The following is a 22,434-nucleotide window of genomic DNA, read 5'->3' as shown; positions in this document are numbered from 1 at the left end:
TGTAATTCTATACCATACATTACACGTTACTTTGGGTAATCGGGTAGAGAAGGAGAAAAAAAATTAAAGATTGATGAAATAAACTGAAAAAATAGCAGCCCCAAGTCTTTTCCGAAGAATTTTTAATGCATTTTTCATCTGCGTAGCAACGGTATGCTCTGATAGATTAAGTTTTAAGGCAATTTCTTTGTTGCTTAAATACATTTTGCGCCGCAATTCAAAAACTTCCCGCATTTTATCAGGTAAGTTTGAAATTTCCATTTCTATCATTGCAGAAATATCTTTTTCGCGAATCAGATGGTCAGCAGAAAGATTGGATTGTCTGTTTAATGAATGCTGCAAAGAATTGATATATTCATCAGTGACGCCCTTTCCACGGAAAATGTTGAGCACTTTATTCAAAACTGACCGATATAGATAAGGCGCAAGGGGGGCACTTTCGATAAGTGTGGCCCTGTTGTTCCACAAGGAGATAAACACTTCCTGAACAATATCTTTCGAAGCTTCCTCATCCTGAAGCTTTTTCACCGCAAATAGAAAGAGTAGTGCTTGGTAACGACCATATATTTCCCCAAATGCTTCCTTACTATCCTGCTTCAGGAGTAAAACTAATTGCTGATCATTGTATGGAATATTTGCTGACATGTGTGGCGATGACGTGCGAATCTACAAAATAAATCAATCTGAAATATTAATTGGTTGGATTGAAAGGAATAGATAGACAATTTTAGCCGTATTATAAAGAAAAAAAGCAGATCAGCTTTTCCCCTCTGCATAAAATTTACCGATCATACTTGGCAGCACAATAAGCAGCAATGGCAAGGCTACGATAAAACCACCGATCACCGCAATTGCCAAAGGCTGATGGAGCTGTGCGCCAGCACCTATTCCCAATGCCAGTGGCATCAGGGCAATTATAGCACCCAGCGCAGTCATCAGTTTCGGCCTAAGCCGGGTGGAGATGGCAAAAGTAATGGAATCATCTACCGATTTATGTATGAGCGACTCTTTGAACTGCAGGAAAGTAAATATGGCGTTCTCGCCAATGATTCCTACAATCATGATCAGCCCGGTATAACTGCCTACATTTAGTGGCGTATTTGTTAGAAACATCGCCACATAGCTACCTGAAATACCCAAAACAGCAATCAGCAGGATCAGGAAAGCAATTTTAAAATCTTTAAAAAGAAATAGGATCACACTAAACACCAGCAAACTGGAAGCAATCAATATCGTCAGCAACTGAGAAAATGATTGCTGCTGTTCTTTATAAGCACCACCATATTCAATATGATAGCCTGAGGGCAGGTTTACTTTAGCGTTGACGGCGGCCTGGATGTCTTTCATCACACTGCCCAAATCCCGGTTATCCAGCCTGGCTGTAATGGCACCGATCGTTTGCAGATTCTCCCGTTCCACCTCTGCGCTGCCTTCTTTTAAATCTACTTTAGCCAGGTTGTGAATGGGGATTGCAGATCCGTTGGGCAAGAAAACCTTCTGTCTGGAAATGTCAGCAATACTAAACTTCCGGCTTCCAGGATAAACCATTCTGATGGATGAAAGCTGCTGCTTATCATAAAGATCCCCGATCAGGTTTCCCTGCATCGCCGTTTGCACCTGTAGTTGAAAAGAAGCCGGAGTGATCCCATATTGGGCAAGGAGGCTAAAATCAGGTTGTATATTTACCGTCGGACCTGAAAGTACGATGCCATCAAAAACATCGGCCGTGCCACTTACTTTGGACACCAAATCTGCTACCTGCCTGGACAGGCCTTGTAGTTTCGTTTGGTCGTTTCCAAAAATCTTGATCTCAATGGGTTGGGTAGCACTCATCAAATCACCCAGCATATCGCCTATCACCTGACCAAAATCAACTACTAGTGCTGGTTGCGTGCTTTCGATATGTGTTCTGATATCCGCAATCACCTCATCTGTCGTTTTCTTTCTGTCTGGTTTTAATTGGATCAGGTAATCTCCGGTATTCGGTTCCGTGATAAAGAAGCCCATCTGTGTGCCGGTTCTCCTTGAATACGCCTGAACGTCGGGAATCTTCACTATTTCTTTTTCTACCTCCTTCAACATCCTGTCGGTCTCTTCCAGTGAGGTTCCCGGCGGAGAAGCATAGTCGAGCACAATGCTGCCCTCATCCATTTCAGGCAGAAAGCCGGTTTGTAAGCGAGGCAAGACCAGGAAAATGGAGGCAATGAGCACCAGGATAAAGATTAAACTGATATACGGCCGTTGAATAAAGTAACGAACCCAATTTTGGGGCTTTACTTCATGCACAAGTGCTTGTTTTCCTGATGCGTTTTTGTGCGCATCCCTGGTGAGAAGCAAGTAGATCACGGGAAGTCCGATCCAGGTGACAAAAAATGAGCAGACCAGGGTAATGATCATGGTATTGGTCATCACCTGAAAATAGGAACCCGCAACGCCTGTCATCAATATGAAAGGCACAAAGATCACAATGGTACTGATTGATGAGCCAAGCATAGCTGGAAAAAGGTAGTGAATTGCCCTGCCAAGTAAAGGCACAGTAGGCTCATCAGGATGCTCTTCATGTATTCGGTGAATCTGCTCCACCACTACAATGGCATCATCAATAATTAACCCTATCGCAGCAGCAATGGCACCCAGCGTCATAATATTCAGCGAATAACCAATAAAGTAAAGCACGATTACCGTTAAACACAGCGTTACAGGGATGGTGAGGAGAATTGTTGCACTGGCTTTAAAAGACTTTAAGAAGATAATGGCCACGATAATCGCAAGCACAAGCCCGATCCACAGGCTATCGCGAACGCTTTTCACCGATTCATTTACAAAATCTGCCTGAACGTAGTAAGGCTTAACAGCTACACCTGCAGGAAGAATAGCGGCAAGCTGTTTTACTTTTGCTGCCATTTGACTTGAAAGGTCGACCAGGTTGGCGTTAGGCTGTTTAATAACGGCGATCAGAATACCATCCCTTCCATTGGCATTGATTCTGGTGTATTCTACGCTTTGCTGAATACTCACCTTAGCCACATCACTTACTTTTACCGTACGGTTCCCCTTTCTGGCCAAAACCAGTTCTTCCAGATCAGCCTTAGTTTTTACTGTTGCATCTGTAACCGATAGATACAGATAATTGTGATCTGATAAGTAGCCATTTGATTTTATAAAGTTGGTTTGCGAAAGTACAGCACTGATCTGATCGGGAGTAATGCCCAGTGTTTGCATTTTCTCAACATCGGGTTCCAGCCAGTATTCTTTATTTTTTCCACCGATTACCCGGATTTCCGACACGCCCTCCACCTGAGAAAGGAAAGGCTTAACGGTATAGGTCGCTATCTTTTTCAACTCTGCAGCCGAATAGTTATGACTTTCCAAACTGTATCCACTTACGGGCAATATGGAAGGATTCATTTTTTCGACCGATATATTTACCCCTGCCGGAAGCGTAGCACTAATTTTCGCAATCTGCGCTTCTATCCGCTGCTGGCTCAGATTGATGTCGGCACCAGGATTCATGTAAGCAGAGAGTTCGCAACTTCCCCTGCTGGTGGTACTTCGAACCAATTTCAGATCGGGCACCTGTTTCACTGCATTTTCAAGTGGACGCGTTACCGTAACCACCATTTTATCAACGGGCTGAAGTTCAGCGTCGGCAATAATCTTGATCTTCGGAAAGGTGATTTCGGGAAATAATCCCGTTTTCAACTGCTGAAAAGAATACATGCCGCCTGCCAGGATAATCACCAGTACCGCGAGGATCGGGTTTCGATGGGAAATGAAAAAATTCTTCATTGCTATTGCTGTATTTTAACCTTTGCAGTATCCGCAATCCCGTAGTTTCCGGAAGTGATAATCCGGTCTGATTTTGAAAATCTGGGGCTTAAAACTTCAGTTATCCTGCTGTTCTCAATACCTTTTTTAACCTTTACTTTTACTGCCGTTGAATCGTTGATAAGCTTCATTACCCAGAATTCATCTTCAGTCTCATTGGCAAGAATGGCAGATTTCGGCAGTACCTGGGCATTGGAATGGCTAAGCTTGCTTAGCGTTACTTTCGCAATCAATCCTTCGGGGATATCCTTTCCAGCAGGCACTTTGATAATATAACGTTGGGTCTGTGCTAACGAATCCACTGCTGGCATCGTGCCTGATACTGCGCCAGGAAGCGAAGTTCCATCCGGCAGCATCACGGTTAGGTTTCCATTCTGTTTAATGATCTGGTTTAGCTCATAAGGAAGATCCAATAAAAACACAAGGCTATTGCGGTTACTGATGGTGGCAAGGGCTTCACCATCCTGTACATAGTCCCCTTTCTGGTGATTCACCTGAACGATAATTCCGCCCTGTTCTGCCCTGATGATCGAGATTCCGGAAAACTTAAAGCCCGGGTCGAGCTTATTCACAGTATTGCCTATTGACCTTGCTTCTTTGGTAATCAAGGTAAAGAGTTTTTGACCGCCACCTACTTTTTGCCCTGTAGTTGTATTGGCCTTTTCGATGTACCCATTGATATTGGCCTTAACAAAACTCTTTTCCAGATAGGCAGATACTGCCGAAAGTTCCACATATTCTGATAGCGAACTGTCAGCAACATGGGTTACCTGCACCGGCGTAACCGGTGATGGGACATCCGTTTCTGCGTCCGGATCGGCGTTGCAGGAAGTAAGGGTGATCAGGGCAGCCAGGCCACCATAAATCAATTTGAAATATTTATTCATTATCGGTTCCAGTAGTTGAATTGATTGATCAGTTTTAACCGGTTGATGGTGGTTTGCCTGAGCAGATTCTGAGCAGACATATAGTTGTTGATGGCGATTACGAAATCAGCAACACGCAAATCTCCGGTATGCATCAGTCTGGCATCCACATCGATAAGTCCTTTGCTGAAACGGATCTGGTCATTAATCTTCGCAAATAGCGCATCGGTTTGGGTAATCTGTTGACTAATCAGAATAAGCTGTTGTGTTTGTTGCCGCCTAAAAAAGTCGCGGTAATTATTTATCGTCTGTGATGCCAGATCAAGTTTACTGTACTGCATCTTTTTTTGATGTCCATCGTATATGGGAACGGAGAAGGTAAAGCCTACGCTAGCCCCGAAATTCTTGTAAGGCTGCAATACCAGTGAAGAACTATAGCCTCCATTCGCGTACACGCCTAGTTTTGGTTTATAATTCAGGTCTATTGCACTTCGCTGGTTTTCGTTTTTTAAACTGTCGAGCTCAAATTTCCGCTTAAAAAAACTGGTTTGCGCATATAGGCCATCCGCATCAAGCTTAGGCTGATCCAGCCTAACCGATGAAGTATCGGAAATGCCAGCAAGATAATTTAATGTGGCAAGATCATTTTTAAACTGTAAAGAGGCCTGTTTCAGGCTCAATTCCTGCTGCTGCAGGGTAACCAGAAAGGTTAAATAATCAGATTGCCTATAAACATTACTTCTGGTCAGGGTTTTGAGTATGGTTTCTTCCTTTTGCAGTAGTTTAACCACCTCGCTATTAAAGTCTACCTGATCCTGACTGGCAAAAGCCAGAATATATTGATCTGCTATAGAACGGTTTAAATCAAAAGTCGATAGCTGTGTAGCGTACCTGATGGAATCAACCTGGATTTTAACGGCTTGTAACTGATTTTGTATCCGCTTTTTGTTCAACAGATCGTAGTTCACGTTCAATAATGCATCCAGCGATTGTCCATTGGTTATCACCTCATCATAACCATAACCGTGAATGATGGGTGCGTACAAGCCACTTGAGCTTCCGGTTATTTGCGGTTTGGCTGTGGCCTTCACCATCATGCTGTCTATAACCGCAGTCTTGCGTTGGTTTTCCAGGTCTTTTAGCAGCGGACTGGAAATTTTTGCCTGGCGCAAATAGAAATCGAGGCTTCTCCCTGGCTCCTGCGCCAACGCCAGTGTAGCCAGACAGCTCAACGGAAGCAACAGACAGTATTTTAAGATGGTATTCATTTAACATTAATTTCCGTACCGGATGCCGGTTCGATAGGTGATCATGAGACTAAAAACGTCCGGAAAGCATTAGTCCTGATGCTCCTGACTGATAATAGGGCATTAAGGTGAACTTGCTGTCTTGCTTTTTATTGAATAGCTGTTTCATATAAGGATAGATCAGATAGGCAATTTTTGTGGATGCGATACCAAAGCCCGCTCCGGCTACTACGTCGCTAAACCAATGTTTATTGTTATACATTCTGAGTGTGCCCGTTGCGGTTGCCACAAAATAACCGGCATAACCGATCCATGGATTTACATCCTTATACTCCTGATGTAGAAATTCGGCAGCCATAAATGCCGATGCGGTATGGCCAGAAGGGAATGAATTATTTGCCGAAAGATTAGGCCGCATTCTAGCTACACCCTGCTTTACGAAATGAGTTGAAACCCCCATAATTGCTGCCGAGGTAACATACAGCAAAGATGCATCGAAGAGATTATGTTTGCCTTTTATTCCTGAAAGGTTTAAAGCATAAACCGCAGCAGCGGGAGCAAATTGAACATAGTCGTCAACGTGTGCAGCAAACAAGGGATGATCTTCCTGCAGCTCATCTTTGGTGCTTAAATCGAGTTGTTTCAAAGCGCCTTTATCGTAAACCGCGGCAAATCCATACCCCATCAAAACGGCGGGAGCAATAAATACCACAGGCCTGAACTTATTTTTAGGGATTGTTTTAGCTGAATACCACCGGCCTGTGGAATCAGTTTTACCGCCCACATCAGCCGAATCTATACGTTGAGCGAAAGTGCTTAATGATGCTGTTACGAGCAGCATGATCAACGTAAATAAGCTGCCGAACGCCAATAAGAAACGTCCTAAAATCTGTTTCATAGTCTTTTTTTTATCAAAACTATAATCCAATTATGTAGGAATTCTGTAGTTCGGTGTTCGTACTAAAAAGAGATCGAAAAATAATGCAATTCAGCTTCCTGCTTATAATCAATCTGATATCCATAGAGATTGCATACCTGCTTGGTAATGGCCAAACCTAACCCCATCCCTTCAGATTCGGATGATTTGGAGAAACGCTCGAATAGCCTTGCTGTATCGTCATTAGCCCTCCCTGTATTGGAGATTACGAGCCGGGTTGGGGAAAGGTCTACAACAATATTTCCTCCCTTGATATTGTGCCTAACGGCATTGCTGAACAAATTGTTCAATAGTATATCGGCAAGATATCTGCTCATGTCGATTGTTTTTTCCTCAAGGCTGATTTTTACAGTTAGTCCATCACGTTCGAAAATTTCCTGAAACTGTTTTACCTTCTGCATAATCAGCTCTTTTAAATCAACCTGTTGCATATCAGCAATCAGGTTATTCTCTATTTTAGCGAGTAAGAGTAAAGACTGGTGAAGTCTGGACAACCTTCCGGTCGCCTGGTAGATATCTTCCAGAAGCGCGCCCTGCTCCACGGTGAAGTCTTCTGTCTGAAGCAACGAATCAAGCTTTGAATTGATCACCGCCAATGGCGTCATCATCTCATGCGAGGCATTATCGGTAAAACTTTTTAGTTCCTTATAATCTTGCCTTACCCGTTCAGCCATGGCATTGGCCGATTGATTGAGCTCCTCGAACTCGTCAATACGGCTCGGTTCCGGACCCACAAGCTCCATCCTGGTCACCTCGAAGTTCTTCATTCTTTTAAGGATATTATAAAAAGGTTGCCAGAGCCTTTTGAGGAAAAGCCTGTTGATCAAAAAAAGCGTTCCCAATAGCACTACGGTAATCACCAGCGTAATCAACAGGATTACCCGTACCAAATCTTCTGACTCTACTCTCGATTTGATAATCGTGACCAATATGGTTTTCCCTTTAAGCTTAACCGTGGTCAGCAACATTCTTCCCGGCTCCTCTTCTTTCTCCTTGGAATTGTAGTATGTGGTATAGCTAAAATCCCGGATCGCGGCACTATCCTGCGTTGCAGGACGGTAGGATACCTGCTGATCAAAATAAGTTGCAGGCAGGGGAAGTTTCTTGAAAGTATTGGTATACTGACGGATTTCATTTTCTTCCACCGCAAGGTCTTTATCCAGTTTATTGGTGAGGATGAGGTGTATAAAAATATAATAGATTATCCCGGTGATCACCAAGATGATCATGGAAGTGAGGATATTTACCCTGTTGTAGTGCGCTGATAACTTCATGTGTCAGAAAACTTATACCCAATTCCATACACAGAGCGCAAATAATCACCCGCTCCAGCTTCTGCAAGCTTCTTCTTCAGGTTTTTAACATGGGTATAGATAAAATCAAAGTCATCTGACAAATCCATTTCATCTCCCCACAGGTGCTCTACCATAGCATTCTTTGTAACTACCTTATTTTTATTGGATAGAAAGTAGATCAACAGATCAAATTCCTTCTTTGTTAGCACGACAGGCTTTTCATTAGCAGTAATTTTCATTGCTGCTACATCAATTTTTAATTCATTGAAAATGATGATATTACCTCCGTCAAAATTCTTGCGACGAACGATAGCGCTTACCCTGGATTTAAGCTCCGAAAGGTGGAATGGCTTGACCAGATAATCATCTGCTCCCATATCCAGGCCTGATAGCCTGTCATCAAGAGAGTGCCGTGCGGAAATAATCAGCACCCCGTCCTTTTTATTCAGTTCCTTTATTCTTGAAAGCAATTGCAGCCCATCACCTCCTGGTAACCCAAGATCTAACAGAATGCAGTCATAAGTATACAGTTCGATTTTTTCGGTTGCAGAATCGAAGTTAGCTGCATGTTCGCAAACATTCCCCTCTCCCTTAAAATACGACAAAATACTTTCTGCCAATGCAGGTTCATCTTCTATAACTAAAATTTTCATTTATGCTAAATGTTCAGTTCAAAAATAGGTAATAATTACTTTTGTAAAGCTATTAGGTTTTCAGCTTTTAGTATTCAGCTCTTTTTTTGCCTGGAATATGTTCTTACCAAAATCATCGTAGCATTCATTAATGGAAAGCATTTGTGAATTTAATTTGGTAATCCATAGTTTATTTAATTTCACGACAATAGTAAACTTCAATTCTGGAGAAAATCTGTAGCTAACTGGCTAAATTATTTGTGAACACAAATTATGCGCAACGTTGTAATGATTACATTACAATTGGTGATGATACCTGGGCTAAACCCTTCTTCAGTTTTGCAACAGAATCATGGCGGATATTTGCCATATTCATTTAATCCGATTACATGCGTTATTTTTCGATTTTATTCTTAGTATTTTTTTTCTACCTATCTGCCCAGGCCCAATTGCCAGGTGGAAAGGCAAAGTGACCGGAACGGTTCTCGATATTTCGACAAAAGAACCTGTAGATTTCGCAACCATTACCCTTTTCAAACCCGGCACCAAAACAGTTGTAGGAGGAATCAGCTCAGATGCCAAGGGAAACTTTACCATTAGCGGAATTCCGGCAGGCACGTACAAAATCACCATAGATTTTATTGGTTACAAACAAAAGGTTTTCGAGCCTGTAATTTTATCCTCCTCAACGGTAAAACTCGGAACCATTATGCTCGAATCTAACGTAGATCAGTTGCAGTCGGTTACAGTTACCGCGAGACCCCCGATTATTGAGAATAAGATTGATAAAACAATTTACCGGAAGGCTTAGGATGTAATTAGAATTTCAGTGTTAAGTTTCCGGTGAATCTGGCAGGTGCCTGCGGTGTTAACCTCACCGACCATGCCTTTTCACTGGTTAGGTTATCTACCTTGAAACCGATGCGGAACTTTTCATTATCATAAAACAGGCTGGCATCGAAGATCTTGTATTCAGGGATGATGAATTTGGAGTTGTAGGTATTGGTGTAATAAGACATATCACCATAGTTTCCACCAAGCCCAGCACCAAAACCTTTTAATTTGCCCATCGGGAATCTGTAGCTTACCCAAAAGTTTACGGTAGTAGGTGGACCTGATTGCCCCGGACGTAATCCGTTATTTCTGATATCACTTGCATCGGTAACCTTACTGTCGTTATAGGCATAGCCCGCAACAATGTTCAATCCGGCAAGTGGATTAGCGGTTAACTCCACCTCTACCCCCCTGCTTAGCTGAGACCCATCCTGTATCTGGTAATTTACCGGATCAGAGGGATCCGGACGTAAAATATTTTTCACTTTAATATCGTAGTAACTTATAGTTCCAACCAATTTATGATCGAAAATGTCGGCCTTGGCACCAAACTCCAGCTGATCGGCGTACTCCGCCTCAAACGGGCTGCCGTCTTTCTTTATGCCGCTTTTATTGAAGAACCCATTCATATAGTTACCGAACAATGAAACGTGGTCTTTGTAAACTTCATAGACCAAACCAAATTTCGGCGACCAGCTGGTTTGTGCATATGGACCTGTTTGAACGCCAGCACCACTTAAGCCACCTGAAGTTACCCCTGTAGAAATATTATAAACACCTTTATACTGAAAACGGTTAATGCGTATACTCATCATGGCACTCAGGCGTTCAGTAACATTAAATACATCCGATACATAAGCAGAGTAGGTATTGTCTCTGTTATATTCTTTGCGCAGCGTTCCTCTTGAAGTGAGTGAATCGACCTTAAACTGGCTAACGCGGTAAGTTGAAGGGGTATTGATGAAGTCAACATCCGGCAAGTTAACCGTCACACGATCAAAGTCATTCCAGTTATTGTAATAATCCAACCCGGCAACAATGCGGTTTCTATGGCCTGCAATTTTGAAATCACCAATAAAGTTCTGTTGGATATCTGTAGCGATGAACTGGGTATAACCAACAATCACATTCGGACGGATCGTGGTTTCCGTTCTTCCATTCAAAGCGGTGATGTCGCCATTGATAGATGAACGGGCACGGGATACAATGGTTTGGGAGGTCCACTCTTCCGATATTTTGTAATTGATCTGACCAAAAATATTCATCATCTGCGTGCGATAAGTCAAATCGTTACTTAAAAAGGTTTTATTATACGGAAACCCAATATCAGCAATTGAGCGGATTACCTCTGTTTGACCCGTCGGAACGGCAACGTAAGGATTTAACCTCACCACGGAAGTACCTTTGGCCTGACCAAATTCTACATCGAGTAATAAGGATAACCGATCATTAATCTGATACGAAAAACTTGGGGCTACGCTCACACTATTGGTAAAACCCAAATCCTGAAAACTATGTTCCCAGGTTGTAGCACCATTCAACCTGAATAAGGCTGTTCTGTCGGCATTAATCGGCGTATTTACATCAACTGTTAACCGGTTTAAGTTCCAGCTACCTGCGGTATAACCCACTTCGCCGCCAAAACCATTGTAAGGTTTTTTGGTTACACGGTTGTACAAGCCGCCGTAACTGCTGGCAATGCTGTTACCAAACAAGGTTGCCGAAGGCCCCTTAATGGCTTCAATTCTTTCAAGGTTTGCCGGATCTATAAATGAAAACGCCGCACCCGCCACACCATTTCTTGCATTTGGTTCGGTATCAAAGCCACGGGAGCGGAAAGTTACCCTTCCCTGATTGGCAATCATCGGAATACCAGCACCCGGCACATTTTTAGCTATACTGCCTAAATCGACTGCCATTTGTTCCTGAAAAAGCTCTTTTGGTACCGAATTGTAAACCTGCGGATTTTCCAGGTTCTTTAGTGGTAACCTGGCAATGTAAACAGATTCCTTTTGGGTAAACCTATTGGTATTCCCCGCAACTGTTACTTCCTGTAATGCCTGAACGTTTTCTCTTTCTAACTGGTAATTGACCACAACGGTATCTTTAGCACTTACCTTAACCATAATATCTTTTTGCGCCATCCCCAACACCTGAATGCGGATTGTGTAGTTGCCGGGCATTACATTTTTAAAAGTGTAGTCGCCCTGCTCATCAGTTAAGGTGCTTCTCTTTAGCTGAACGATGGATACTGAAGCAGAAGCGTAAGGCTGTCCATCAACCAGGGTAACTTTCCCTGTAATATTTCCAAAATTTTGTGCGGAAGAACTAAATCCTGCAAGTAATAAGCAGGCCCATAAAATTGCATGTAAAGGTTTCATTAAATAAGTTTCTAATTTGTTTTAGCAGGTCAAAAGTAGCAACTTATTTATAATTAGTCTAATTATCACCCAACCTTTAAATATGCTAAATAAAAAATTATTTTCGCACTAAAATATTGATATTTAATCTTAACTAAGGCGTTCATACTACTGATCAGCTCTTTCTAAATAGCCGGACTGCAAATGTGATTAAGACAATGCGTGTAGTCAGAAATTATTTTTCGTTACAATGGCACCATCCACATTTGGCACATGGATATCGGAAACTGATATTCTTTGTACATCCCGGTATACCATAGCGGGAAGAGGGCTGTTTTCCGGGATAGACACTTTGTGCATCATGAGTCCATTTACATCATCAAATATGATTGCCGGACGGAAATCTTTCCCTTTCAGCATGATTTTGATGTTTTCCAATTTGATTCCTGCCGTATGTCTGACATACAATCCCCAGGAAGGGAGTTCACCAAACATGTTGAAATCGGGATAGCCATTGATATTCTCATTAACCTGGCCTAAAGAATCCAGACTAATAAATGCTTTGTTTTTGTCTGCGCCTCCACCGTAACTGATCTGAATATCTTTGAGTGTAACATCTTCTACCAGGTGTCCCGGAATTCCGGTAATCGATGCCGGTATCAGATTATGGGGAGCAACTTTAGGAGGTGGCCCTTCCAATGGATAGCCGATATCAGGCTTACCTGATGGCACTTCTACAATGAGATCCTCAATCAAGACATTTTTTATTGAACTATAACGCTCGTCTTTGTTTCTGTGCCCAAGTCTTACGAATATGGCATTTCCTGTATTTTTTCCTCGTATATGGCTGATTTTGATGTTTTCAAGAAATCCACCATCTACCGTTTCCAATGCTACCGCTGAACGATAAGTATCGAATACAGTTAAATTTTTAGCAGTAATGTTTCTAAACCCGCCAAGTGAGCCGGTTCCTATCTTGAAGCCATTAGCTGAGGAACGCATGATACAGTTTTCCACCCAAATGTCTTCGCATAATCCACCTGCTATTTCAGATTTTAAACATATAGCATCATCTGCAGAATTGAAATAGCTGTTGGTTACACGAACGTTTTTACAATCTACAATATCCAGCCCATCATTATTCCAGTATGTCGAGCTCAAGACTGTTATACTGTCGATCACGATACCATTACATTCTTTATAATTCTGAACCCAGCTTGCCGCGTCTTTTAAAGTAATGCCCGTTACTTTGATACCTGAACAATCTTTAAAAAAAACAAGGTTTGGCCTGTTTGACTCCTGCGGTCGCTTTGATAAATAAAGTGAGTCAACAAGTTTACCGCCTCGCAAAAGTTCAAACATGTTAATTAACAGTTCATGCGCCTGTCCATTGATGGTTCCCTTTCCGCTAATTGAAATGTTTTTCTGCCCGAAAGCATTCAATACAGCCATTTTCCCTGTAGCGTAATCCAATCTGTGCGTGCTCCCAAGTAAAACAGCACCAGCAGCTAAATGGAGCTCTACATTATTTTTGAGAAAAAGCGGGCCGGTAACAAAATTGCCAGTTGGAACAATAACTTTTCCCCCACCTTTGCTGGAGGCTAGATCAATTGCTTTCTGGATATAAACTGCATTGTTCAATGCTGTTACTCTAGCCCCGTATTGCACAATATTGTAATTTTTCTGGGCGGATACGGTGGTTATTAAGCACGAGAATAGTATCGATATGACTGTCCTGTTTATCATATTTTTGTTGCTCTTGCCATGTTTATATTTTTTTTCGGCATATACCGTAAGCATTTGTTTCTGGCAGATCGTTTGGAAATTCGCCTGACTAATTCAGGTAGTGCTTTATTGTACCTATCAATTCATCGAAATCAAAGGGTTTCGATATGAATGCTGAAGCACCGGCTTCAGCTGCGATCTGCTTTCCCTCCCGGCTGGCGGAGATTACAATCACTGGCAGATGCATGGTTTCAGGATTCTTTCTCAATGTGCGCAACACCTGATCTCCGGATAGTACCGGCATCCACAAGTCAAGAAGAATAAGATCAGGCGATTGGTTTTCAATTAAATGTTTAATATTCAAACTATTTTTTTCCGGAATTATGGTATAACCGGTATCCTCCAGTATAAGTTCAAGCATATCCAGTATTCCTTCATCATCATCGCAGATGAGTATTTTCTTATTCGCCATCCAAATCCCCTTCTTTTATCGGAAGTGTAAAACTAAACGTAGATCCTTTTCCTTTTTCACTTTCAACCCATAAGGTTCCTTCATGATTTTTAATGATCTGATCGCAAATATATAATCCTATCCCCATTCCCGGGAAGCGTTGCTGAATATCCCCTGCTCTGAAGAAACGTTCAAACACTTTTTTTTGATCCTCCTGGCTGATACCCATTCCATAATCTGTTACCGAAAGTTTCACATAATCAGAAATCCTGGAAATGTAAACCAAAACCTCATTTGAGTCTGGAGCATATTTTATCGCATTGGAGACCAGGTTATTTATAACCTGAATAATATGAGATTCATCTCCCCACAAACGAACGCCAGATTGGCCTTTAACAATAATTGTATGTTGTTGAGCAGCTGACTGGATTGCCTCTACTGAATCCAGCACCATTTTATCGAAGTCGAAGGGTGCTTTATGTAATTCAATATTTCCAGTCTGAATTCTGGAAACATCCAGCAGTTCTGCAATCAGGTTATTCAGCCTTTCTACATAAACCGCAGTTTTACCGAGAATCGTTTTAAATTTATCACTCGATTCTTTAGGAGCCATTCGTTCCAGTGCCTGAACATAACCTTTAATGGTGGTTAAGGGGGTTTTTAACTCATGGCTGGCTATCGACAGAAAATCATCCTTTCTCCGCTCAATTTCGCGCCTGTCGGTAATATCCTCAATGGCCAGTAATATCTGATCTTTGTACTGACCTTCCAGCTCCACCCTGTAGGCGTTCAGCAACATTAACTTTCTTCCGATGTGCGGAAAATCGTGTTCCACCTCGAAATCCTCAACCGGATTGTTTGTAGGTAGAATGCTAATTAAAAGCTCTTTCAATTGAGGGATATCCCACTGGTGATTGCCGAGTTCGTATAAATGCTTACCAACAGTTTCCTCCGCATTAACTTTAAATGTTTTAAGGAAATGGCTGTTCGCACTGACCACGAAAAATTTCGGATCCAATACCAAAAGACTTTCTCTAACAGTTTGAATAATACTGGAGAAGAATGCTTCACTATCCCGCAGTTCCTGGGTACGCTCCTGGATCACCCTTTCCATTTGATCCTGTTGCTGGCGAAGATCATGTTCCGCCTTCTTTCTGGCCGACACATCATTTTGCACTCCAATGAAGTGCGTAACTTTACCAGCTTCATCTTTAATAGGCGACATATACAACTCGTTCCAAAACAAATCGCCGTTTTTCCGGTAATTGCGGATATCCACTGTACATTCCAGGCCTTTTGCTATGGCATCCTTAAGAATACCCCTGGCTTGCTGGCCGCGGTCATCTTTCTGAAGAAAACGGCAATTATGCCCTATTATCTCATTTCTCTGATAACCCGCAATTTTCTCAAAAGCCTGATTGCAGTATATGATCGGGTTATCAGGCTGTGTATTGTCGGTAATGATGATACCGGATATCGATGCATCCAGAGCTTTAGACAAAAGCCCGAAATCTTTTTCCCAGTTCTCCTTAGAAAAGTTGAACTTTCCGTATTGAATTTTATCCAAATCTATTTTTTTTCTAAAATATAACTTGTGCGGCAGTTAGAAAGGAAATATTCCTAAATGTTTTTAGTTTATCTCCTGTTACTCTCACCTAATCCCTTTCAGGCGACGTCGTAAACTTTAGTATCGGAAAACCAATGGTGAAGAAACTTTTCAATTCCACTGCAACCAATTATTCCTATTCTTTAGTATTTCATGTGCTAATGCCTGATCAATCGTATTACTGTTATCAATATAGTCTAACCCGTATTGGCAGCAATTGGTTTTACTTTCGAGGATTTACGTCAGTGAAAGAATGGGTACTGCGAATGATCAAACAATCAACCTGGCCCACTTGTTGGAACCAATATGTCAAAGAGAAAGCAGACCAGATCAAAGGAACAGTTCGATGCAGCATTGGAACTGGAAAAGTCTGGCGATACCGGGGGTGCGATGCAACTATACCAAAAGGCAGCCGTAACCCATCCTGCCAATTACCATGCCTGGAACAGGCTGATGATACTCCACAGAAAGACCAGATCCAAAGAAGATGAAGTAAAACTGATCAAGCTTGCCATCACCAGTTACCAGGACGCCCTACATAGCAAACAGGAAGAGTGGGCAAAGCAGAACAGCGAAAAGGCAGAAAGCACACGCGAACTTGCCAGGATACTTGGCCTGCTCGAGCCCACAGGAGTTCCAAAAAATGATGACACTACCATAGAAAAATGGCAGACCAGGTTGTACCTGCTGGAATACCGGATCAAGAATGCCAGGAAAACAAAGCCTGCGAAAAGGAAATCAAAAGCTGTAAAGACCAAGCCGAAAACAGCACTCCGCAAAGCAACACAAAAACCGAAAAGAACCACTGTAAAACCAGGAACCAGAAAATAACCACCGTATTAGATTCTTTAGCGTTAAGATATCCTATGCGTGCACATGGCATCCACCCACTCATCCTGTTTACATCTGGGGCATTCATTCGCAGTATCAAGGAACATTACATTGGCACAGTTTGTACAGGCGTATAAACCTGGAACCGCAACGTGTTTAGACTTTTTTGCAAAAGCCTTTGGAAAAACCGGCAGACCAGGCTTTACTTCATCTTTTTCATAATACAAAAAACTCACCTGCCCATTGGTTTCCAGCACCGCTGTCCTGATCTGGCCGATGTGTTCTACACTTTGCACACGCATTTCAGAGAAAAATTCATCACGTGCAAAATTCGCATCTCCGTTCTCTGCCATCGTAAACCTTCCATCTTCAATAATGTATTGAGGAACACCCTCAAGGATGTTTTCTACTTTCTGATTTTTAACCGCGAAGTAAGTGATTAAACGGTATGTCAACAAGATCACAAGAAAAACGATCGAAGATGGTAAAATAGCTGCTTCGCCGCTCAACATTGGGTCCCCGGCAGCAGATCCCAGGGCAATAATAATCGCAATTTCAAATATACTAAGCTGCCTTACCCCCTTCTTTCCTGTCGACCTGAGAAAAACCAATATCATGGTGAACATAATAACGGTACGTAATCCAATTTCAAGCGCCATAGCTCCATCAAGGCCGTTCAAAAAAATACTACTCCAATCCATATATCACGGGTTAATGTTTTAAAAAGCTTTGCTAATCAACCAACAATAAATGCAATCGTTTGTTTTTAATCCTGTTATGGTACCATTTGCGTTTCGGCGGGCGCTACTTTCATTCGCGCTAGGCCTAATTCCACATTACGATAAAGTTCATTACCATCCTATCAGCAATTTTCCAAAGCAAACATTTGTGAAGACAAATATTCATACCACTTAAAGGAATACAGAGAAACATTTTCTGCCAAATCATGTTGGAGGTTTATAGCTTAAGTTCATGATAAAAACGCTCATCCTACCAACTGTAGAATTTTCCGATGTACTGGAATCCCCCGAACAAAATTTGATTAAGGGACTGGTCGGAAGGCATGCATGGGCTTATAAAAAGCTTTATCAATTGTACTCAACTAACTTACTTGGGATTACTGTGCAAATTGTCGGCCATCAGGAAAACGCGGAAGATGTGCTTCAGGAGTCTTTTAGTAAAATCTTCAGGAACATTGACCGTTTTGATCCTAAAAAGGCTACACTATTCACGTGGATGCTAAACGTCTGCAGGAATACCGCCATAGATCATCTGCGTAAAAGTTCAACCCGCAATGCCCATCGAACCTTTGAGCTAGAGGCAAACTTATCGGAGATTGAAACTCATCTCACCCACTCCATCTCTACTGACTGCATCGGCTTAAAGTCCATTATTGATACTTTACCAGAAAAACAAAGGCGTATAGTAAGTTTAGTTTATTTTCAAGGTTACAGCCAGGTGGAAGCAGCCGAAGAGTTACACCTACCATTGGGAAGCTTAAAAACCTCCCTCAGGTCAGCGGTTATATCGCTTAGGAAACTTTTTAACGAAACTAATAGAAAGAAATCAGCCTAAACCTAAATCAGGGTGAAAGCAAACTTCATCAACATTTAATGTATCAAGAACAATGCTTTTGCAAATCGAGCATGTTACCTGGCATGCTACCAGTTAATTAATGCTCATGGCTTGAGAGACCTTTCTGATCAGTTCATCAATATCAAAAGGTTTGGCAACAAATCCGTCTGCCCGGCAGGATTCCTTGACCAGTTCGTCAGTGGAATGGGCACTCATCATTAAAATTGGGATATACGCGGTATGCTCCCCCGACTTTAACATTTCGCAGACATCAATACCATTACCGTCTGGTAGCATGACGTCGAGCAGGAAAAGATCAGGCATTAAGCCTTTGCCGCCTTTTACAAAATCCGACACACTCGCAAAACCGGTTACTTCGTAAGCTTCCTCGTTCAACAACATTTCGATGACCTCTCTGATGTCGTCATCATCCTCCAGCACACAAATCCGCTTACCCATATTTCCTATTACCTAACATCTATAACTAGTTAACCTCGATCAAACCGCTTTGTTTCAAATATCTTACAACCCGGGAAAAACTATAATGGCAGGGTAAACCAAAAGGTGCTGCCCACTCCGATTTCGCTGTGTGCACCTATTTCTCCACCGTGTTTCTTGATGATCTCAGAACAGATGTAAAGCCCCAGCCCGAGGCCTGAATAGGCCTTACCTGAGTGGTCTACCCGGTAATAGCGATCAAAAAGATTGGGTAGAATATCAGCCTGAATTCCCGGACCGAAATCTTTTACGGAAACTTTTATACTGCTATCCACTTTTTCAACCTCAATTTCGATTGTCATGGAGTCCGGAGCATATTTTACTGCATTATTTACGAAATTAATCACTACCTGATCAATACGGTGTTCATCTGCGTAAACTATAACATCCTTTTCTCCCGAAAGCCTTAGCAAGTGCTTACCCTCAAGCCTAACGTGGTTACAGCTTAGTGAGAGCATATCGTAGAGGTTAAAATTGGTACGTTCCAGCTGCAGCTGATCCTGGCTCACCCTGTTCATGTTCAGTAGTTCATCAACCAGGATGCCCATTTTGGTCACGCTCTTACCTATTTGTTCAATAAGCCTGATATGCATATTTGAATATGAATTGTCCTTAATCCTTTCGAGCAACTGAATCGAGGCCTTTAGCGAAGTAATTGGGGTTTTAAGTTCGTGGCTGGCGATGCTTAGAAAATCATCCTTTCGCTGCTCGAAATACTTAGCTTCTGTAATGTCTAGTGTCATGCCTACCATGCGATCAGCCTTGCCATTTTCGTCAAACCTGGGCCGTCCATGGGCCTGTATCCAATGAAGCGAACCATCCCTCCATTTCACAGGATACTCAGTTTTATATACTCCATTGGTCTCCATTGCGTTTCTGACAAGCCCCCTAACCCGCTCACGGTGCTCGGGCAACATGGCGCTGAACAAATCGGCATAGGTAAACTCTTCATCTGGTGAAAAGCCATAGTTTCTTTTGAATTGATCGGTACTCTTCATCTTTCCGGTTGCGATCACGACCTCGGTTGAACCAAGCCTGCTCGCATCGAGTGCAATTTGCAGGCGTGCGTTCAGATCATCGACCTCAATTTTAGCCTGGAGTTGATCAGTAACGTCATTGGCCACGATCAGTATGGAGTCTGTATTACCTTGTTTATCCAATACCGGCTGATAGACAAAGTTAAAGTAATTCGTTTTTTGAACGCCCTCGTGAATAAGATTAGCTTTTAGTCCCTGCCCATGAAAAGGTTCTCCGCTGGTAAAAACACGGTCCAGGATCCCAAGAAAAGGCTGCCCTTCGAGCTCTGGCAAGGCCTCTTGCAAGGATTTTCCGATAATCTGTCTATCTCTTCCCCATATATCAAGAACCTTATCGTTCACGATTTCAATTATCAAATCCTTGCCCTTTAGAGAGGCCATGGCTACCGGAGACTGCTCAATCATTGCCCTAAAACGCTCTTCACTGTGATTGAGTTCATATAGCAGCCCCTGCAATTGTTCCCTGGAGCCCAACAGTTCTTCATTAGACGCGGTAAGTTCTTCATTAATAGCAGCGATCTCTTCATTGATCTCTTCTTCGCGAATGCGTGACAAAGTTTGAATCGTTACGTCATTGGCCACGACGATGATACCATTAACTGCTCCATCATTACCGAAAAGTGGTTTATAGGTAACATCGAAATACCCTTCGTGCACTTCGCCATTACTCGTTACCGGACCTTTAACCGCATAGCCCATATGCGAAACACCTTCTAACAAAACTTTTCTGATGATCTCCAGATATGGGTGATCCTTTAGTTCAGGTCTTGCCTTCAGCAATGGCAAACCAATAGCACTTGACGGCCTGCCCCAGATGTTTAGCATTTGCTCATTCGCCTGCTCAATAATCATATCTTCTCCACTGTAAATGGCAATGGCAATTGGCGCATGTTCAATAAGTGCCCGGAAACGACTCTCGCTTTGTCTTATCGTAGCATTGGCCGATTGCAGCTGTTCCTGAAAACGAATAAGCTCCTCATTGGTCACATGGTATTCTTCGTTCAAGGCAGATAGTTCTTCATTTGTGGCCTGATATTCCTCGTTAATAGCAGTTAGTTCGTCGTTTAGCTGCTGTTCCCGAATGGATTTTTCTTCCACTTTCAACCAGGCTGCACGGCGTTCAGAAACCTCAAAAGCGGTATGCAGGATGTATCGGGTTTTCCCCTCGGCACATAGAATCGCCTTATATTCAAAGTCAAAATAGAATTCCTGCAGTCGGCCATTGATCTCCAGACTTGCCGGAACATCTTTTGCAACATAGGTTTGGCCTGACTTCCATACTGTTTTAAGAATATCTATAAACGGTTGATTTTTCAGTTCCGGAATTCCCTTTTCCAAGGGCATACCTATTATAGTCCTATCTTTGCCCCAGAGATTTAGCATCGCACCATTTGCGCTTAAGATGATCACATCCTCACCGCTGTAAACAGCCGTGGCGTTAGGCGACTCGAAAAGAACACCAAGAAGTTCTTCGGGCCTGATAAAGTCGGGAGCGTTCATAATGCGCAGAATACTGAAATGAAATGCAAATATAATATAATCCGTTGCATTTATTGAGCTTTAATGTCGGGCTACCTATTTAAAGACTATAGCCTGTGGAAGTAAATTTTTCCTTAAAGAGCAACCTATTGCTAATCCCATGTATCTGAGAAGCAGATTAGCATTTTTTTTTAATTCAGTCAAACAATTTCATTTCCAGATTGTCAGTTTTGAAAGGGAATCCCAGAAAAATTCACCAGTAGTAAAAAGCCCTTCATCTACCCATGAACGACGACGAATTCACCGAAATGATAGAAGAGCATCGTGGCATGCTCAATTCCTTTGCCCTTAAGTTTACAGGCGATATCGACGATGCAAACGACCTCATACAGGATACAATGGTCAAAGCATTACGCTTCTCCGGAAAGTTTGTTCAGGGCACTAACATCAAAGGATGGTTGTATACAATCATGCGCAATACATTTATTAATGACTATCGCAAAAACATGAAAAAAGTTGCCCTTATCACTCAGGAGGAAGAAATTTCATCAGTTAATTTGCTTCCCAGCTCGACTGAAAATCAAAGTGGGAGCGCTTTTGCCATGCGCGATATCCAGTTTGCCCTTTGAAAATTACCAGAATCACTCTCTATACCTTTTATTCGCTATTTCGAAGGTTATAAGTACCATGAAATTTCAGCAGAATTAAACATTCCACTTGGCACAGTTAAAACCCACATTTTTGAGGCCCGCAGACGTCTTAAAAAGCAGCTGACTATGTACCAGAACGAACGGTCAAATTAAATGTTCAGTCTGGTGATTTGCAGTAACCTTTTTAGCAAGCCTGATTCAGAATTAACAATCCAAATCAATTAAGATTTCGTTTTAGGTACCTTTGCCCCCTCTTTTCTGGCCTCGGACAATCCGATCGCGACTGCCTGTTGCTTAGTTGTGACCTTTTTACCACTACCGGATTTAAGTTTTCCCTCTTTCATTTCATGCATCGCTTCTTCTACTTTTTCGGATGCTTTTTGCGAATACTTAGCCATAATAATTGAGTTACAGATATTTAAAAAACCGTTTTACAAAATAATGGTTTTAGAAAAAAACATTTAATTACCCTCTGGATCAATACTTTTAAATACCAAAACATATAGTAGCTACCATTCATATCATTGCTCACGTTATGGATTGGAAATAGACTTCCTGAAACATATGTAGTCAAACTGTTATT

Annotated in this window: 19 protein-coding genes and 1 pseudogene; 5 read left to right on the top strand and 15 right to left on the bottom strand. The window is 42.1% G+C overall.

Annotated elements, in window-relative coordinates; all coding sequences use genetic code 11:
* Nucleotides 1-63 precede the first annotated feature (63 nt).
* From R2Q80_RS00530 to R2Q80_RS00500, 7 genes are all read right to left on the bottom strand, one after another.
* Nucleotides 64-645 carry an RNA polymerase sigma-70 factor gene (locus R2Q80_RS00530; protein WP_316797711.1) on the bottom strand — a complete coding sequence of 194 codons (582 nt, stop codon included), beginning with the start codon at nucleotides 643-645 and terminating at the stop codon, nucleotides 64-66.
* A 111-nt stretch (nucleotides 646-756) separates the two neighbouring features.
* The gene (locus tag R2Q80_RS00525) at nucleotides 757-3,789 is read right to left on the bottom strand and encodes an efflux RND transporter permease subunit (RefSeq protein ID WP_316797710.1); all 3,033 of its coding nucleotides are present in this window, start codon (nucleotides 3,787-3,789) and stop codon (nucleotides 757-759) included.
* Between the two features lie 2 nt (nucleotides 3,790-3,791).
* The gene (locus tag R2Q80_RS00520) at nucleotides 3,792-4,715 is read right to left on the bottom strand and encodes an HlyD family efflux transporter periplasmic adaptor subunit (RefSeq protein WP_316797709.1); all 924 of its coding nucleotides are present in this window, start codon (nucleotides 4,713-4,715) and stop codon (nucleotides 3,792-3,794) included.
* Nucleotides 4,715-5,962 carry a TolC family protein gene (locus R2Q80_RS00515; RefSeq protein ID WP_316797708.1) on the bottom strand — a complete coding sequence of 416 codons (1,248 nt, stop codon included), beginning with the start codon at nucleotides 5,960-5,962 and terminating at the stop codon, nucleotides 4,715-4,717. The genes R2Q80_RS00520 and R2Q80_RS00515 overlap by 1 nt, the downstream gene beginning before the upstream one ends.
* Before the next feature lie 49 nt (nucleotides 5,963-6,011).
* Complete coding sequence (locus tag R2Q80_RS00510; RefSeq protein ID WP_316797707.1) at nucleotides 6,012-6,839, bottom strand: phosphatase PAP2 family protein; 828 nt, start codon at nucleotides 6,837-6,839, stop codon at nucleotides 6,012-6,014.
* 62 nt (nucleotides 6,840-6,901) lie between these two features.
* Nucleotides 6,902-8,152 carry a HAMP domain-containing sensor histidine kinase gene (locus R2Q80_RS00505; RefSeq protein ID WP_316797706.1) on the bottom strand — a complete coding sequence of 417 codons (1,251 nt, stop codon included), beginning with the start codon at nucleotides 8,150-8,152 and terminating at the stop codon, nucleotides 6,902-6,904.
* Entirely contained in the window at nucleotides 8,149-8,826 is a 678-nt protein-coding gene (locus R2Q80_RS00500; protein ID WP_316797705.1) for a response regulator transcription factor, read from the bottom strand. The genes R2Q80_RS00505 and R2Q80_RS00500 overlap by 4 nt, the downstream gene beginning before the upstream one ends.
* A 331-nt stretch (nucleotides 8,827-9,157) precedes the next feature.
* On the opposite strand from R2Q80_RS00500, the gene R2Q80_RS00495 reads away from it, so the two are divergent.
* The gene (locus tag R2Q80_RS00495; RefSeq protein ID WP_316797704.1) at nucleotides 9,158-9,616 is read left to right on the top strand and encodes a carboxypeptidase-like regulatory domain-containing protein; all 459 of its coding nucleotides are present in this window, start codon (nucleotides 9,158-9,160) and stop codon (nucleotides 9,614-9,616) included.
* Between the two features lie 7 nt (nucleotides 9,617-9,623).
* Here the strand turns inward: R2Q80_RS00495 and R2Q80_RS00490 are convergent, their stop codons facing one another.
* The 4 genes from R2Q80_RS00490 to R2Q80_RS00475 all read right to left on the bottom strand — a co-directional run bounded on the left by R2Q80_RS00490 (nucleotide 9,624) and on the right by R2Q80_RS00475 (nucleotide 15,742).
* Nucleotides 9,624-12,020: a TonB-dependent receptor gene (locus R2Q80_RS00490; protein ID WP_316797703.1), complete on the bottom strand. Its 2,397-nt coding sequence runs from the start codon at nucleotides 12,018-12,020 to the stop codon at nucleotides 9,624-9,626.
* 207 nt (nucleotides 12,021-12,227) lie between these two features.
* Nucleotides 12,228-13,745 carry a glycoside hydrolase family 28 protein gene (locus tag R2Q80_RS00485; RefSeq protein ID WP_316797702.1) on the bottom strand — a complete coding sequence of 506 codons (1,518 nt, stop codon included), beginning with the start codon at nucleotides 13,743-13,745 and terminating at the stop codon, nucleotides 12,228-12,230.
* An 88-nt stretch (nucleotides 13,746-13,833) separates the two neighbouring features.
* On the bottom strand, nucleotides 13,834-14,196 hold the full coding sequence (locus R2Q80_RS00480) for a response regulator (RefSeq protein ID WP_316797701.1): 363 nt from the start codon (nucleotides 14,194-14,196) through the stop codon (nucleotides 13,834-13,836).
* Nucleotides 14,186-15,742, bottom strand: a complete 1,557-nt coding sequence (locus tag R2Q80_RS00475) for an ATP-binding protein (RefSeq protein WP_316797700.1) — start codon at nucleotides 15,740-15,742, stop codon at nucleotides 14,186-14,188. Before R2Q80_RS00475 ends, R2Q80_RS00480 begins: the two co-directional genes overlap by 11 nt.
* A gap of 345 nt (nucleotides 15,743-16,087) precedes the next feature.
* Here R2Q80_RS00475 and R2Q80_RS00470 point away from each other — a divergent pair, with 345 nt between their 5' ends.
* On the top strand, nucleotides 16,088-16,612 hold the full coding sequence (locus R2Q80_RS00470; protein ID WP_316797699.1) for a hypothetical protein: 525 nt from the start codon (nucleotides 16,088-16,090) through the stop codon (nucleotides 16,610-16,612).
* Nucleotides 16,613-16,635: 23 nt separating this feature from the next.
* Here R2Q80_RS00470 and R2Q80_RS00465 read toward each other — a convergent pair whose 3' ends face one another.
* Complete coding sequence (locus R2Q80_RS00465) at nucleotides 16,636-17,313, bottom strand: DUF421 domain-containing protein (protein WP_316797698.1); 678 nt, start codon at nucleotides 17,311-17,313, stop codon at nucleotides 16,636-16,638.
* Nucleotides 17,314-17,584: 271 nt separating this feature from the next.
* Here R2Q80_RS00465 and R2Q80_RS00460 point away from each other — a divergent pair, with 271 nt between their 5' ends.
* A complete protein-coding gene (locus tag R2Q80_RS00460; RefSeq protein WP_316797697.1) occupies nucleotides 17,585-18,187 on the top strand; it encodes an RNA polymerase sigma factor in 603 nt (200 codons plus the stop codon).
* 93 nt (nucleotides 18,188-18,280) lie between these two features.
* On the opposite strand, the gene R2Q80_RS00455 is transcribed toward R2Q80_RS00460, so the two are convergent.
* Together R2Q80_RS00455 and R2Q80_RS00450 are read right to left on the bottom strand one after the other, a co-directional pair.
* Nucleotides 18,281-18,646: a response regulator transcription factor gene (locus R2Q80_RS00455; protein ID WP_316797696.1), complete on the bottom strand. Its 366-nt coding sequence runs from the start codon at nucleotides 18,644-18,646 to the stop codon at nucleotides 18,281-18,283.
* Nucleotides 18,647-18,726: 80 nt separating this feature from the next.
* Nucleotides 18,727-21,222 carry a PAS domain-containing protein gene (locus tag R2Q80_RS00450; RefSeq protein ID WP_316797695.1) on the bottom strand — a complete coding sequence of 832 codons (2,496 nt, stop codon included), beginning with the start codon at nucleotides 21,220-21,222 and terminating at the stop codon, nucleotides 18,727-18,729.
* A 263-nt stretch (nucleotides 21,223-21,485) separates the two neighbouring features.
* Between R2Q80_RS00450 and R2Q80_RS00445 the strand changes: the two genes are divergently transcribed.
* Both R2Q80_RS00445 and R2Q80_RS00440 read left to right on the top strand, forming a co-directional pair.
* A complete protein-coding gene (locus tag R2Q80_RS00445; RefSeq protein WP_316797694.1) occupies nucleotides 21,486-21,830 on the top strand; it encodes an RNA polymerase sigma factor in 345 nt (114 codons plus the stop codon).
* 12 nt (nucleotides 21,831-21,842) lie between these two features.
* Nucleotides 21,843-22,004 (top strand): annotated as a pseudogene (locus tag R2Q80_RS00440) (RNA polymerase sigma factor); the annotation flags it as partial.
* A gap of 68 nt (nucleotides 22,005-22,072) precedes the next feature.
* On the opposite strand, the gene R2Q80_RS00435 reads toward R2Q80_RS00440, so the two are convergent.
* The gene (locus R2Q80_RS00435) at nucleotides 22,073-22,249 is read right to left on the bottom strand and encodes a DUF6496 domain-containing protein (protein ID WP_316797693.1); all 177 of its coding nucleotides are present in this window, start codon (nucleotides 22,247-22,249) and stop codon (nucleotides 22,073-22,075) included.
* Nucleotides 22,250-22,434: the final 185 nt, after the last annotated feature.

Origin of the sequence: Pedobacter frigidisoli, assembly GCF_032678525.1 — a bacterium.
In the GTDB taxonomy this organism is placed as follows: domain Bacteria; phylum Bacteroidota; class Bacteroidia; order Sphingobacteriales; family Sphingobacteriaceae; genus Pedobacter; species Pedobacter frigidisoli_A.
The sequence above is the reverse complement of the archived record's forward strand: the minus strand, read 5'-3'. Positions and strand labels throughout refer to the sequence as shown.

Bases quoted from the DNA above. Each gene is read 5' to 3' on its own strand.
- R2Q80_RS00515 (WP_316797708.1), bottom strand. From the start codon at position 5,962: ATGAATACCATCTTAAAATACTGTCTGTTGCTTCCGTTGAGCTGTCTG.
- R2Q80_RS00460 (WP_316797697.1), top strand. From the start codon at position 17,585: ATGATAAAAACGCTCATCCTACCAACTGTAGAATTTTCCGATGTACTG.
- R2Q80_RS00470 (WP_316797699.1), top strand. From the start codon at position 16,088: ATGTCAAAGAGAAAGCAGACCAGATCAAAGGAACAGTTCGATGCAGCA.
- R2Q80_RS00465 (WP_316797698.1), bottom strand. From the start codon at position 17,313: ATGGATTGGAGTAGTATTTTTTTGAACGGCCTTGATGGAGCTATGGCG.
- R2Q80_RS00520 (WP_316797709.1), bottom strand. From the start codon at position 4,715: ATGAATAAATATTTCAAATTGATTTATGGTGGCCTGGCTGCCCTGATC.
- R2Q80_RS00530 (WP_316797711.1), bottom strand. From the start codon at position 645: ATGTCAGCAAATATTCCATACAATGATCAGCAATTAGTTTTACTCCTG.
- R2Q80_RS00445 (WP_316797694.1), top strand. From the start codon at position 21,486: ATGAACGACGACGAATTCACCGAAATGATAGAAGAGCATCGTGGCATG.
- R2Q80_RS00450 (WP_316797695.1), bottom strand. From the start codon at position 21,222: ATGAACGCTCCCGACTTTATCAGGCCCGAAGAACTTCTTGGTGTTCTT.
- R2Q80_RS00455 (WP_316797696.1), bottom strand. From the start codon at position 18,646: ATGGGTAAGCGGATTTGTGTGCTGGAGGATGATGACGACATCAGAGAG.
- R2Q80_RS00485 (WP_316797702.1), bottom strand. From the start codon at position 13,745: ATGATAAACAGGACAGTCATATCGATACTATTCTCGTGCTTAATAACC.
- R2Q80_RS00500 (WP_316797705.1), bottom strand. From the start codon at position 8,826: ATGAAAATTTTAGTTATAGAAGATGAACCTGCATTGGCAGAAAGTATT.
- R2Q80_RS00490 (WP_316797703.1), bottom strand. From the start codon at position 12,020: ATGAAACCTTTACATGCAATTTTATGGGCCTGCTTATTACTTGCAGGA.
- R2Q80_RS00525 (WP_316797710.1), bottom strand. From the start codon at position 3,789: ATGAAGAATTTTTTCATTTCCCATCGAAACCCGATCCTCGCGGTACTG.
- R2Q80_RS00435 (WP_316797693.1), bottom strand. From the start codon at position 22,249: ATGGCTAAGTATTCGCAAAAAGCATCCGAAAAAGTAGAAGAAGCGATG.
- R2Q80_RS00505 (WP_316797706.1), bottom strand. From the start codon at position 8,152: ATGAAGTTATCAGCGCACTACAACAGGGTAAATATCCTCACTTCCATG.
- R2Q80_RS00510 (WP_316797707.1), bottom strand. From the start codon at position 6,839: ATGAAACAGATTTTAGGACGTTTCTTATTGGCGTTCGGCAGCTTATTT.
- R2Q80_RS00480 (WP_316797701.1), bottom strand. From the start codon at position 14,196: ATGGCGAATAAGAAAATACTCATCTGCGATGATGATGAAGGAATACTG.
- R2Q80_RS00495 (WP_316797704.1), top strand. From the start codon at position 9,158: ATGGCGGATATTTGCCATATTCATTTAATCCGATTACATGCGTTATTT.